Below are 14,648 nucleotides of genomic sequence, written 5' to 3' on the forward strand. Positions count from 1 at the left end.
AGGCTCAAGCGTTGAGCGTGTTTTACAGATAGTAGAAGTGCTTGCCCGCTCGCAAAGACCAATGAGTGTCAGCGACCTAGCAGAAACACTAGAAGTGCCGGTGCCGAGTATGTATCGATTATTGGATCAATTACAGGATCTTGAATTCGTTCAGTTAGATTTACCAGGGAAGGTAACTTGCGGAAAACGCACGTATAAGCTTGCCATGAACTTACTACAAAACAGTGATTTCAAAAACGAAAGATTAGCCATACTAAATGAGCTGTCAGCGAAAATAGGAGAGACGGTAGGTATTTCGATTTTACAAGACTTAGACGTGGTTTATATCGATCGCGTTATGTCGGATTGGCCGCTACAAATATTTTTACCGTCGGGCACTCATATTCCTGTTTGGGCCAGTGCCAGTGGTAAACTATTGTTATCACAGCTATCGGATGAAAAATGCGAACGTATCGTTGAGAAAATGTCGTTACATGCACTAACGACCAAAACTCAGACCGATAAAAAGCAATTAATGCAAACGATCACGGCAACGCGTGAGACGGGAGTGGGCGTAGATAATGAGGAATTTATTCCAGGTATGGTAGCGTGTGCAGTCATGATTCCCAATGGGGATCAACAATCATTTGCCACAGTGTTTACACATGGCCCGACAGTGAGAAAAAGTCTAGAAGAGTTGCTCAGCTATGTACCTCTTATGAGGGAAGCTGCTAATGAGCTGTCAGCTATTTTCAATCAAAACTATGAATAAAGTTATTGACGATAGAATAGGGTAATACGTTAAGAAAAATTCTAATCTATTCTTCATTAGCTAAAATAAGTACACTTTATATGGCTTTAGTCAACTGGTCGTCTTATCTTTTTATCATGACTTGGCCTTAAAGGTATGAAAAGGTTTCAACAGTAAAACCTAAAAATTTAACAACCATGCAGTGCTGCTATATAACAAAACCCCCTCGCAGCGCTTGGCATACAAGGGGGTTTTATTATGTATCGTTATATATGATGGTGCGCCCACCAAGACTCGAACTCGGATCGATCGCTTAGGAGGCAACTGCTCTATCCTGTTGAGCTATAGGCGCATTATGGAACGCTATTGTAAAAAAAAAGCCTGCATAAAAGCAATCAGCAACGACAAATAAAAATAATGCATCTCTATGCGCCATTACTAAGGGCATCAGCCACCTGTACCGAGCTTTCATCTGCTTGAGGTTTGGCTCGCGATGTTGGATTAAATAAGTCATTCACATCGTTTCTGTAGCCTTCAATATTTTCATAGTCATGCTGTTTTAGGATGTCTTGGCCCACACTTGAGAGTAAGAAGTTGGCCCACACTTGAGAGTAAGAAGTTACGGAAGCTCGTAGCCGCAGGGTTTTCTGTTAAAATAACGCCGTCTATTGTTTTAGAATCTTTCTTTTAGCGCATAGCTAAAAGATGATAGATTTCGCGTTTCTTTATTATCAGTTGACGTTTCAGTATTTTCACGCTTATCGTCATTCTCTAAGTTGGTATCAGCGGTATCAACAGTCTTATTACGCTCAGCCTGCAACGCTTTAAGAGACGTTTGCAAAGGTGCTAAGCGGTCTTTAGTTATCTTATCATTGGCCATAATGATATCAGTATTGACAATAAATCTTGAATTTTCGTCAATCGCGTTATTGTCAGAAGTAGTAGCACTCTTCAAAGCTTTAAGGTCTGGTAAGTCTAGTAATTCATCAGTCTCTACGTAGCGTGCTAACACTTGCAGCTTAGGATAGCGTGATTCAAAGCGGACAATGACATCATCTAACGGAACTTGTAATCTGTCTTCTGCTTGCACATACAAGATTCTAGTAGTAGCTGAGTCGTCCTCATCAGTAGAGGTATCTTCGTTTGTGCTTGCCGTTATCGGAAGAGGGTCTATATTTTTACGATTACTATTCCATAGCCAAGCAAAAATACCAATAAAAATAGCAAGCAGTAATAAAACCAGTCCTGCCAATAGTAGCTTATAGTCTCTCATAGGTTACTGCTCATCTTATATTTTAATATATGGTTCAAATTATTTTAGTGGTTTTTTTCTAATGGGATTAAGAATTCTGTTTAGGGTCGATGATGCAATACCTCATTGGTTAGTTCCGCCAGCATATTGTCAAAAGCATTCTCTTCAGTAGCTGATTTGGCAGACTCAAGTGTCTCCGTTTTTTCGATAGGGTTTACTACATCTATTTTTGTATTGTCTAAAGACTGATTTTTCAAAACAGGTGTTTTTGCACTGGATTGATGAGCGGCTAGCGGCGATTCGCCATTACTAAGTAGCTTCTTTAACCATTCAAAACCATGAACTTCCCACCACGCTTCAAAGCGAGGTAATGTGCTTCCACGTATGGCGGTCGGTAAGTTTAATGTGCGTAGAGTTTGGGATAATATCGGATCGGTAACGATTTGATTGCGACTAAGATAAAGCGACTTTGTGTTACCATCATAAGTCTGCCGGCGTTGCCAAGCCGCATGATCGACTTTCATACGAGGTAATTGCCACAGCTCACCGCGAAAATAAACGACATAAAGTCGCTTTTCAGGATGAACAAAAATAGCATCAATGGGACGCAATGGCATGATAGGCAGTCATCTCGTATTTGAAGTTAAAAGGGTTTAGATATTAGTCAAGCTCACTGTAAATATATACCTTACGCAAGCTGAACGACACTGACTGTCGTAAGCGACTATGTGACTGAGCAATACGCTAGTAAATCTCTAGCATCAGTGGCACACTATGCTACAGCGTATGTATTTTTTATTTATGTTATTAGACGCAAGTATCTACAATCATCAAATGAGGTCATCTTAGCAGAAATATATAATTGGCACGACCGCCAATCTTGAGCTGATAAGTGTTGTCATTGGTGACTTTTATTTTAAGAGCCATCATATCAAGAAAACATCTGTTTAGATATAATGGTTCTATATTATCATGAATGATCTCTATGGATGTTCTATCAAGTCGTCTACAATCGAGAGAATCTCTTTATACCGCCCCATTGCATCACTATTATCGTAGCGTGCACTAGGTATTGTTTATCTTATTTTAATTAGATTATTGTTTATGTTTACAATTATTCAGTCCCATCGTACCGAGCTTTTGGTTGAACAGTTACTAACAGCGTATAAATCCAAAAACCAGCCAATTTTTGAAGAGTTTATTGTCATTGTTCCCTCAATGGTACTTGGTGATTGGCTGGATAAATCTATTGCGAGCCAAGCAGGTATCAGCACGTTAGTCACGACCACGTTTTGGGGTCAGTATCAATGGACATTGATGCAAAAGATCTTGGCTGAGCATAATACTTGGTTAGAGAATAATCAGCGCACGCAAGAGATTATTACCGTACCAGAGGTGGCAGTACTGACTGGCTCGGTGATGCAGTGGCGTCTGTTCGGTTACTTTACCTATTATCAAGCACAGATTATGGCAGATGATAAGCATCCGCTATATCCATTACTGTCAGCGCTAATAGATGATGAAGCGGATCGTAGTCAGCAAGATGTGCGGCTATGGTCATTGGCGACTGATTTTTCGCGAGTATTTGGTCGTTATTTGAATCACCGTGAGGAGTGGCTAACGCTATGGTCTCAGGATAAAGCGGTAGACGTGGAGACGTTGGTGGCTGAAAAGGACAAGCTGACGTTAGAGTTTGATCAGTACGCTGGCATGACACCTGAATGGTTGGTTGCGCATTATGTAGAGCTAGAGGCGGCGCAGCGGCATTTATGGCGGTTATTATTTGCCTCTGTATATGAACATCGCTCTTCCATTGAGCGCCGATTTTGGGAGGTTATGACCAAGAATAGCAGTGAGACAGGCGTCGATATTAAGTCGATCTTGCCGACTCAATTGCATATTTTTACGATTCAGCAGTTGCCGCAAAATGAGCTGGACTTTTTACAGCGTTTGTCAAAACATCTCGATATTACCTTGTTGCATTACAATCCATCGCAGCTGTTTTGGGCAGATATCGTCGATAAGCAGTGGCTACAGCGCCAACAGGTGATTAATCCTGAAAGTGTGTTTTTGCGTGATTACGGGCATACCTTGTTATCACGTCTTGGCAAACAATCGCGTGAGACCTTTGCAATGCTGGCAGGGCTGTCTGGTAATGAGGATAAAGATGGTTTTATATTGGACTGGCAAGATAAGTTTGATATAGAAGATGTGAGTATCAGGATTCACAACAAGCTATATCAAATTTTGAGGATGCTGAGCGCCCCATGAGTCTGTTGGCACACCTGCAACAAGATGTGCTGATGCTTGATGAAAGCTCAACCCAGCAAGTAACAGCAGGTCGTTTAAGTGCTGCGCTTGGGGCACAAATGGCGCTTAACTTAGAAGAGCCAGAAGATTGTTCCACGATTGATAGCCCGAAAGTTAATAGTAGCGTAAATAGCCTAAGCAAAGAATCTAGTAATTCAGATCAACAAAAAGAACAGTGGTACAGCGATGATACGCTAAAAAATAAATATCATGAGCAACCGCGTCAGTGGAATATCTCACAATATGACCATAGCCTAAGTATTCACTCTTGTCATAACCTCCAACGTCAACTTGAAGTCCTACGCGGAATGATTGGTCGTTGGCTCAACGAAGCCAATGACGATGGTAGTACACGTCACTTGTCTGATATTGTCGTGCTATTACCAGATGTTGAGCGTCATCATGATTTGATTACCTCGGTATTTGTACAAGGCAGGGGGCAAGATGGCCTGACGCTACCAGCCAAGGTCACGGGGGTGGTTGATAAATCAATTCGCCAACTGTGGGAGGCGATTAGCGGCTTTTATAGTTTGCTTGGTAGTGACACAGCACGTTTTGAAGCGGCGGTGGTCATGGATTGGTTAATGCTGCCGCCATTATATGAGAGTCTTGGCTTAACCCATGAGCAGATGAGCCGTGGCTGTGATTTATTAGAGCAGGCGGGCTTTGTACGCGGTTTTGATGAGGCGCATTTGCAGCGGACGTTAGATACCGCAGACTATGACTACCGTTTTAGCTTTGCTTACGCTTTGGATCAAATCGCTTTAGGTTTAGTGATGCCAGAGGCGGGTATTAGTGATTGTCTGTATCCGGACAATTGGCAAGACGATACCTTGGCGGAAAAGACCGTTCCTATTTCTGCTATTAGTTTAAATGATGCGCCTATCGTAGAAGCCTTGTGTCGTGTCCATGCCGGGCTTAATAAGTGCCGAGATGAGTATCAAGCAAGCTATAAAGCCGAGGACTGGCTAGACCGAATAGAAAACCATATCATCCATCCATACTTTGGCGCGCTCGATCAAACCCGCCCTATGCGTGCTATTTTCAATGCCATGAACGGTTTTAAAAGTAGCTTACGGGCTAATCGCCATTATCAGCGTTATCATACTCAAATAGATGCTCAATTAGATGTTGAGGCAACTGCTAGCAAGGCTTCTGCTGACGCTAGCGAGTTAAATGCCGCTCAAGTAGAAGCGCAGCTATCGAGAGTAAGCACCTTGCCATTAAAGCTTAGCTTTATGCTGGGCAGTATTGAGGACGAGCTAGAAAGCCAGCAAGTCAGTGCCGAGCCGACAGGGGTTATTACTTTCGGGCGTTTCGGTGCACTGCGTAATGTACCGTTCGGACTGGTAGTGATGCTCAATATGGATTTGTCTGAGTTTCCTAATCGCGACCGTGATAATCGTTATGATTTGATGAAAGCGGGATTGGCCAAGCGCGGCGATAGATTTAGTGAAGATGATGACAATGGGGCATTTTTAGATGCCGTGCTATGCGCGCGCAATGCGTGCTGGATCTTTTATAATGGTCAGCGTTTAACCGATACCCATGAGCATCTGCCTGCCAATCCGGTCAGTGAGCTATTGCAGTTTTTGCGTGGTGAGGTGCAATGGCAATGGGATCCTCTTAAAAATGCTCAAAAAGATGCGCAGGCTGATTTAACGGCTCAACTGCAACGTTATCTACCTGAACTTATCGAGAAGTGGCTTGTCACGCGTCATCCAGCGCTACCATTCGCAGATGAAGTGTTTGTACAGCCCGACTCTTTATCTACCAATTCTAGCTATGAAAATAATGTTGAAAGAAACAATGAGCAGGATGACGGTCAAGAGCTCATACAGTCATTAGCGCGCGCGATGCAAAGCGAAAAGCTCTATCAAAAAAGCACTCATGCGCCTGCAAAAGTCTGGCAAGAGGTATTTGAGCGTCTGCAAGCGCAAATTGATACGGACACACCGCATCATGCTATCAAAGTCGTGCTACCTAATAAGGCTGAATACGCTGCTATTGCTGCTACCATCACTCAGCCTATTGAGCTAACCGCTGAGCACAGTGAGTTGCTCTTTGATGTTCAGCAGGTCGATATGCAGTACTTGTACTATCATGTACGTCATCCGGCAAAGCACTTCTTAAAAGAGCAACAAGTGCATGTTGTGTTGCCAACAGAAGATACCGTACATCAGGAGCCGTTGGCGTTATCAGGCTTGGGTGCTTATGCAGTGAATGCGCAGCTATTAACTGACTTGTACGCAAGCTCCTATACTAATAGTGATAATGCAGAAGAACGTCAGCAGACAACGAAGCGTTTAAATGGTTTGCTATATGACCGAGTCATGCCCGCTGGCGTCGCCCGTCAATCGACCTTACAGTATCAACAGCTAAAGATTACCCAACAATGCCAGGACTTTGCCGAGCAGCTAACAGCGTTAGGTATTAATGTTAATACTGGTATGAACAGTGATGTAAATACGGAGCAGTGCCTAAGCTTATTGACCCCATGCGTGGAAAAAATGGTCAGTGTGCAAGCACCTGCTATGAATGTACAAGGTCAACTGCAAATCAAGGGAGTTGTCCCGCTAGAGATTAATACGGCAGATGCAGTAATTTCACCTAAGCTTTGGCTAAATATCTTACCTAATAGCGCTCGTACCCAGCATTTATTACGTTTCTGGCTTTCGCATGTCTATTGGCAAGTGTCGCGACGTACTAATGAGGCACAAGTCGCTGACGGTGATGGCAAAAGTATCTGGCGCTTTAGTAAAGGTAGCGACGAATATAAAAAGTTTAAAGGTAAAGCGACCTTTGCGCTTGCGCCGATAGATTATGACACGGCTTTAGTAGAGCTGCTTAAATGGGTTAAGTTTGCACAGATTGCCAGCACTACACCGATGACTGTGTTACCTGTACATGCGATGACTTATTTGGATAAGGTGAGAGAGGCGGAAAAGAGTGATACAAGCTATCAGCCGAAGCGTAGTGACTTTGACAGCTGGTTATGGGCAGGCTTTAACAGCGATATCATTTATGATACTTGCGCCCAGCATGAGCTTTGGCAATATATATTACAAAACCAAGATGCGTTTAGTGCGCTTACCGATGCTTTACCGTCTTTAGCTCAGCCATTGTTTGGGATGATGGATAACGCGTTGGAACCGCTATAGAGCCTGTTTTATTGGTTTTATAACTTCTTAACAATCTTCTCAAATGTAGACCTCTTACAGTACTAATTTGTGTTTTTGTAGCATTATTTTAAAGCATTGAACAAGTGATTTCTTATGGATCAGTATGATAACGATAGCAGCAGTCTTAATAGCGACTTTAATAGTATGAGTCATGAAACGGATACTTTTGCTAGCACTGCAACCGATAGCGTTAATGATGTTGATAAGGTGGCCGAAAAGTCTGAGCAACCGCCTGCAGTTCGAGTGCCGTTAACTGGTAAGTACTTGATAGAAGCTTCAGCGGGTACAGGTAAGACATGGACGCTGACGGGCATTGTCCTACGCTTACTGATTGAAGCCAAACGTGCTCCTGAACATATCATCGCCACTACCTTTACTCGGGCAGCGGCTGCTGAGATGCGTGAACGTATCCATGCGCGCTTGGTTGATTTTTATCAAGTACTGCAATGGCTCAATAAACTGCAAGCTGATACCAATACTCATTCAATTTTATACCCGCAATTTAATGGTATTAAGACTAACAATACGAATAAAAGCACCAAGAAAGCCGAGTCAACATCCACTGATAACGCCAAAAAAGATAAAAATACGAATAAGGTGAGTCCTGAGCAGAAGCAAGCGCGCTTGCAATGGTTAGAGCAGCAAGCCAAGCTGGCAGCAACGGCTGATCTCGTGACAGATCCTATCAATAGCCATCTGATTGAATACCTATTGGATCATACGGAAGAATATCCACTAGCCGATGCTATCAGGCGCTGTGCGTTGGTACTGACGACGTTAGATAAGCTGTTTGTTGGTACATTAGATAGCCTGTCGCAAAAATGGTTGTCTGAATATAGCGCGGAGACGGGACATCAGCAGGGTATGCAAATCAGCGATGATGAGCAGACGGTGATAGAGAGTATCATTCATGATGCTGTACGTGCGCATCATAGTTATATGTACTATCAGCAGCCCAAGATATATCAATTATTACAGCATACCAATCGTCTGACCACACCAGCAGAGCATCTAAACATGGCGCAGAAGTCCTTGCAATTTATCTCCACACCTATTGAGCCTGTTGATTTGGGCGAGCCAATAGACTTTAATGCTTACCAGCAAGCATTAGATGATTTTAAAAATTGTGATCTAACAGACGTAAAGCCGTACTTTGATAAAGACTATCGCAAAGCGCAAGGGATGACTTGGAATGCGAGTCTTGCTACTAAAGTAGATCATATAGGTAATATACAAATTGCCATTCAAAAAAACGGCGCGGCATTTTTTACCCATTTGGATGAGGAAACCCAAAAGTTTTATGATGCACTGCCTTATGCATTTCTCAGTAAAGACGATGGCGGCAAAGGTTTTAATAAAGGTAAAGAGCTTGCGCGCCAAACCTTTATCAATCTTGATAGCATTCAGGCTCTAAAAGCGCTACATGATTATACTGCGCAGATTGAGCTGTATCTGGATGGCCTTATAGAAAACCTAAATCGTGATATCGCGTTAAAGGTAAGACAAAAGCTACCATCGGTCTTAGAAGAGCGCCGCGAGACGACTTTTGCTCTACAGATGGTACGGCTAAATCAAGCGCTAACCGGTAAACAAGGGCAGCGGCTGGCACGTTACATTCGTCATCATTATCCCATTGCCCTGATTGATGAGTCGCAAGACATCAATGGTGAGCAGGCGCGTATGATTGAGCGCATTTATTTGTCTAGAACGACTGATAAAGACCCTCGTGTTCAAGACAGAAGTCGCGGTTTTTTATTATTGGTGGGTGATCCTAAACAGGCGATTTATGGTTTCCGTGGTGGTGATGTGGCCAACTACAACGCCATGAAAGCACGGTTTGATGATAAGCATATTATGAGCTTGAACGTGAATCGACGTTCAAATGAGCGCTTAATCACGGCACTGAATCACTGGTTTGGACGCACAAAACCTGCTACCGATGTGAATGAGTCTACAAGTTCAGGCGTTGTCGATGAGTTAGCCCAGTTAGGTAAGGGTATTTACTACCAGCATATTACTGCGGTTAATACGGAGTCGCGATTATCTTGGCAGCAATCAACCGCTGAACAAACTGTCAGCCTATCTTCTGAAACCGCTTCCATTGCATCAAATAGCCCAGTTAGTGTCATCCATCTGCCTTATAACAAAGAAGCTAAGCACAACGCTTGTGAGCTGACTGCCTTACATATTGCCGCACTTCTCGGTAGTCAGCAGACCATAGAGGGACGACCATTAAAACCAAGTGATATCGGTGTATTGGGCCGTACCAAAAAGGATCTAAAGCAAGTCGAAGATATGCTCGCTAAGCTTGGCGTGCCGACACTCGAGACGGCGGAGAACAACGTCTTTGACACGCCTATAGCCGCTGATCTAGCAGCGTTACTAGAAGCAATGCTACGCCCGCATCGCCGTGACATTATCAATCGAGTGTTGACAAGCCATTTTTACCAATTAAGTCTCAACGATGTGCAAGCACTCATGCAAAGTGTGGATGACGACAGCATAGAACAGCTAAGCGCTGAGCAAGCTATTGGAGTATCAGATGTAGACGGTGAACAAGCTGCACTAAAGCAGCGTTATCAAGATTTCCAAAATTATATAAAGATAGCGGCAAGCCAGTGGCAGCATAATGGCATCTTATCTGCACTGCATTATTTGTTTGGCCATAACCCAATGGCCTACAGAACAGAGAGTCGTACAGTGCGTCCAACAGAGCATCAAAGCATTTGGGTAGGTCTTGCAGAATTAGAAGATGGGGCACGCTATCTTATGGATTTGCGCCATCTAATGGATATCTTAGCTCAGTACGGGATGCATATTGGTGAGCATGAGATGCTGGCATGGTATAAGAAAAACATGAATAGTAAACGAACACCTGAATGGGCAAAACAGCAGCCATTGCCGACTGAGTCAGGTGTCCAGCTGATGACTATTCATAAGTCTAAAGGGCTCGAATTTCCAGTGGTATATGTCATTGGTATGGATGGGACTAGTAAAAAAGCTGGTGATAGCAGTAAACATAATTTATTTTTATTCGATCACGAGAGTGCTGATAGCAGTATTAATAACGATAACAACGTCAATAATATTAACGATAATAACAAGACCGAGCGTCGCCTATCTGCTAGTAAAGGCAAACCGCATAGTAAGTCGGCAAAAGGCGAGACGCCAACGGATTACTATGCTCAGTTTGAAACGACTGAGAATTACGAAGAGCTTAGGCGCTTAGCCTATGTGGCTTTTACCCGCGCCAGTGAGCAGCTGTATATGGTGTTAGCCGATAGCTTTAACAAAACGGGTGCTGAACGTAAACCAAGCCTTAAATGGCTAAGTTGTGAAGATCACAAGTTCACACTGCCAGAGCGCCTATACGATCATATTGGCTGGCTAGAATATAGTACCGTTGCAAACAATGCTGAGACTATAGTCAAAGCTAATGAGAAAGCTGCGAAGACTGATAACAATGAAGTGCAAGATGCCTCTAATATGATGTCACGTATTGATTACCAAGATGCCTACGCACAGATTCGAGTAAACTACTTTAAGGGTTGGGCAAAAACCAGCTTTACTGCACTATCTCGGCAGCTGAGTGAGCAAGGTAAAGCCTTAGCTGTGTTTGATGATGGTATAGAGGATGACTTAGACTTAACGGATAGTGTGGATTTAACAGATGGTATAGATTTAACAGATGGTACGAATTTGTCGGCTGCCTCTACATCTGGAAATATAACTAACGCAGAAGGTAACGAGAGTAACTCTGCTTTAATGACGGCAGATAATATTCGCTTCCGTTTTGTAAGAGGCGCCAATGCGGGTACATTCTTGCACGAAGTTTTTGAAAAGATAGATTTTAATAATGACAGTAAATGGTCGGCGATTATTGATCAAGGTATTCGCCAATACCAGCTACCAGTTAGCTATACAAGTGCAACCAACCAACAGCGTCTGCTACAAGATATACCCTCAAGCGCAAGTGATAATGAAAGTGCCAGTGTAGTACCTATAGAAGAGGACAGTCAATTAGCCGTTGCTCATGATGAGCTAATGACATGGGTATCAGACGTACTAGCAGCGCCACTGTTAGCTTCAGGGCAGCCATTACAAGCCATCTCGCCCAAACAACGTATTGCCGAGCTGAGCTTCAATATGGGACTGGCTGATGACTTTACCCCTGAACGTATTAACGAGGTCTTTAAGCAGCACCTACCTGACGATCCTGATAAGCATATAGAGTTAACAGCGCAGTACTCTGATCATATCTATCGCTATTTGCGCGGTGAGATTGATCTGGTTTATGAGTACGCGGGCAAGTTTTATGTGGTGGACTATAAAAGTAATTATCTAGGAAATAGCCTAAGTAATTATAATTATAAAAGCTTAAGCGCCGCTATGAATAAAGCTGGTTATTGGCTACAAGCAGCCATCTATCAAGTCGCGTTACATCGTTTTTTACGGTTACGCTTACATGATTATGAAGGCAATGAAGAGCAGTATCTAGGCGCGGTAGAGTACCTATTCCTACGCGGTATCGATACACAAAATAGTCAGAACGATAATGTTGAACATATCGACAGCAACGTTAATAGCTATGGCCGTATCCAAGCGCTTGATGAGATGTTTGGCACTCCTAAAGCATATAGTTAACACCCTTTAGAATAGGTACAGTGCTGCTGGTATTAATTTCGCGCGGCATCGAGCTGCGTAGGCACAGCACGCAAGAGAAATTAATACCAGCAGCACGTGGGATAGAGTGCGTCAATTTTTTTTAGCATAAACTATAGTACGATTATAAAATAATGATAAAAATGGATGAATAATGAGTAAATCAACAACTGAGTCAACAGATAAATCTACAAACATTACACAGCAAGTAGCGAGCAGTGGCCAAAATCAAGGCGCTATCGATATTGGCAGTAGTTGGGCGACTACCATTAGCCAGTATTTATTGCAACGAAGAGGGCAGACGCAGGCAGCCTATCAAGCTCAATTGCGACTTGATGAAAGTGATATAAACCCTGCCACACAGGATTGGTTGTTTGAGGCTATCTTTGAGGTGCTTATACAGCGCTTAGAAGAGGGTCATACCGTCGTCATTCTCACAGACGATGACAGCCAAGCAGACTTGAAGTTAGGCTCTGAGAGCTATACTGAGCTTTTAAGTTGGCAACAGCAGCTAATACAACCGCTATTACAACCACTATTGAGTCAAGCTGAAGGCATCTTGGGTCAGGTAGTTGATATTGATTCGCTTATGAGCAATGAGCACGCTTTATGGAATGCTGCGTTACTACAGTCGACACTAACGCAATACGAGCAGCAAATTCTACAGCAACGCTATAGGGCAGCGACTGAACTTTATCAGTATTTGAGAACAATCGCAGCTGCTGACATAGAGGTGTCATCAATAAATAGCCTAAGCAAATTCATACGAACTTTGAAAGAGCATCCATTAATTCAAGATAGTCTGAATGACTTCAGTAAACACAGCAATAATCACAACGATAGCCCGATCGTTTTTCAAGTAAAAGAAAACACGCAGTTTGATAAACAAAAACTAGTACTAACTCTATGGCTACATCGTACATGGCAGGCAGAGTATGCACTCGCGCGCCACATCATTCGTATTAAGAATCAGACCGTTGATACTTTACCGATTGCATCAAATCCACTTTTGAACACCGAGCAACAAGATGCCATTCATATGGCCAATCGCTCAGCGTTTAGTATAATTACTGGTGGGCCAGGTACGGGGAAGACGTTTACCGTCGCTCAGCTAGTAATGGCGCTCCATCAAGCACAGTCAGAGGGCGAAATAGAAGACAAAGTAGGGGAGGTATCCACCAATAGCGTAAACCTTGCCCTAGCTGCCCCAACGGGTAAAGCAGCTCAGCGTATGCAGGAATCCTTACAGGACGCATTACAACATGCAGGTGTAGCCATGCAGCTGCCAGAGGCTAAGACCATCCATAGGTTGTTAGGTATTGGGCAGGGTGGACAGCCTCGCTATCATAAAGACAATCAATTAAGCGAAGACATTGTCATCGTAGATGAAGCTTCTATGCTTGGCGTGGAGTTAGCCAACTATTTGGTCAGTGCAGTCAAGCCAAAAGCTCGGTTAATTTTATTAGGAGATGCTAATCAGCTAGCGGCAGTAGACGCTGGGGCAGTGCTGGCGGACTTATGCCGCATACCAGCGTTACAAGATGTACACCAGCGTTTAGAGGTTAGTCGCCGCTTCACAGCGGAGTCCGGTATCGGTAAGCTTGCAAAGCTAATCAATCAAGATGCCAGCGAGGTAGAGAGTAGTATGACAACCGTTTGGCAGCTAATGCGTGAGGATGAGACTTTAGACTTCTATCATCTGACTCATACACCCTCAACGCAAATAGAAAATGATATAAATAATAAAGATAATACTATAAAAAATAGCCTAAACAATTATAAGTTCTATTCAAAAATACTCGAATGTTATAAATTATATATAAATCAGACCAATAAGACTTTAACAAGGATAAAAATCACCAAATCCATGCCAATGGCAGAGTATATCGCAATTTACGATGAACTAATTTCACTACTTAATCAATTTAGAGTACTCACTGCTGGACATTATGGACGCTGCGGGGATCATTCTATTAATCGCTACCTAGGTGAGCAGCATCGCAATCAATTAAAACTACCCTTATCCAAATCTCTTTGGTACCACGGTCGACCTGTCATGATATTGCAGAACAATTATGAGCTTGGTTTGTTTAACGGTGATATTGGTATTTGCCTACAAACTGAAGGCGGGCGTTTACAGGTGTTTTTTGAGAATAAGACACAAGGTATCTCAGTAAATATGCTCAGTGATGAGATGGTTGCGACGGCTTATGCAATGACGATTCATAAGTCACAAGGTTCTGAGTTTGAGCATGTCGCCATTAGCTTTGACGATCATAATGCCCGTCTGCTTAGCCAAGAGTTGATCTATACAGCGGTAACGAGAGCAAAAAAGCAGGTGTCGATATTCAGCACAGAGAGCGCATTTACACAAGCTTTGGCCACACCAACGGTGCGCCAGACAGGATTAAGCTTGCAGTTTGAAGGGTCGATAGAGTAGGTGATAGCAGCTAATAATATTTATCTATTTAACTTCAAAAAGTGTCGCCAATAAAAAAGCATCCAAATCGGA

7 protein-coding genes and 1 tRNA gene are annotated in these 14,648 nt (G+C 43.1%); 5 read left to right on the forward strand and 3 right to left on the reverse strand.

Features of this window, described 5'->3' with window-relative positions; genetic code table 11:
- The coding region (locus PENNN9_RS12045) for an IclR family transcriptional regulator (RefSeq protein WP_058369900.1) at nucleotides 1-751 on the forward strand (751 nt) is incomplete at its 5' end.
- A gap of 255 nt (nucleotides 752-1,006) precedes the next feature.
- Here the strand turns inward: PENNN9_RS12045 and PENNN9_RS12050 are convergent.
- The 3 genes from PENNN9_RS12050 to PENNN9_RS12065 all read right to left on the reverse strand — a co-directional run bounded on the left by PENNN9_RS12050 (nucleotide 1,007) and on the right by PENNN9_RS12065 (nucleotide 2,599).
- Nucleotides 1,007-1,082, reverse strand: a tRNA-Arg gene (locus PENNN9_RS12050).
- Nucleotides 1,083-1,403: 321 nt separating this feature from the next.
- Complete coding sequence (locus PENNN9_RS12060) at nucleotides 1,404-2,003, reverse strand: hypothetical protein (RefSeq protein WP_058369902.1); 600 nt, start codon at nucleotides 2,001-2,003, stop codon at nucleotides 1,404-1,406.
- 80 nt (nucleotides 2,004-2,083) lie between these two features.
- A complete protein-coding gene (locus tag PENNN9_RS12065) occupies nucleotides 2,084-2,599 on the reverse strand; it encodes a hypothetical protein (RefSeq protein WP_058369903.1) in 516 nt (171 codons plus the stop codon).
- Nucleotides 2,600-3,086: 487 nt separating this feature from the next.
- Here PENNN9_RS12065 and PENNN9_RS13185 point away from each other — a divergent pair, with 487 nt between their 5' ends.
- The 4 genes from PENNN9_RS13185 (at nucleotide 3,087) to recD (ending at nucleotide 14,576) form a co-directional block, all read left to right on the forward strand.
- The gene (locus PENNN9_RS13185; protein WP_227511822.1) at nucleotides 3,087-4,253 is read left to right on the forward strand and encodes an exodeoxyribonuclease V subunit gamma; all 1,167 of its coding nucleotides are present in this window, start codon (nucleotides 3,087-3,089) and stop codon (nucleotides 4,251-4,253) included.
- Nucleotides 4,250-7,453, forward strand: coding sequence for an exodeoxyribonuclease V subunit gamma (locus PENNN9_RS12070; protein WP_227511823.1), 3,204 nt, complete (start codon nucleotides 4,250-4,252; stop codon nucleotides 7,451-7,453). Before PENNN9_RS13185 ends, PENNN9_RS12070 begins: the two co-directional genes overlap by 4 nt.
- Before the next feature lie 165 nt (nucleotides 7,454-7,618).
- Nucleotides 7,619-12,118 carry a UvrD-helicase domain-containing protein gene (locus tag PENNN9_RS12075; RefSeq protein WP_413771753.1) on the forward strand — a complete coding sequence of 1,500 codons (4,500 nt, stop codon included), beginning with the start codon at nucleotides 7,619-7,621 and terminating at the stop codon, nucleotides 12,116-12,118.
- A gap of 172 nt (nucleotides 12,119-12,290) precedes the next feature.
- A complete protein-coding gene (gene recD, locus PENNN9_RS12080) occupies nucleotides 12,291-14,576 on the forward strand; it encodes an exodeoxyribonuclease V subunit alpha (RefSeq protein ID WP_058369905.1) in 2,286 nt (761 codons plus the stop codon).
- The last annotated feature ends 72 nt before the right edge of the window (nucleotides 14,577-14,648 follow it).

It is taken from the genome of Psychrobacter sp. ENNN9_III (genome assembly GCF_001462175.1).
GTDB lineage: Bacteria > Pseudomonadota > Gammaproteobacteria > Pseudomonadales > Moraxellaceae > Psychrobacter.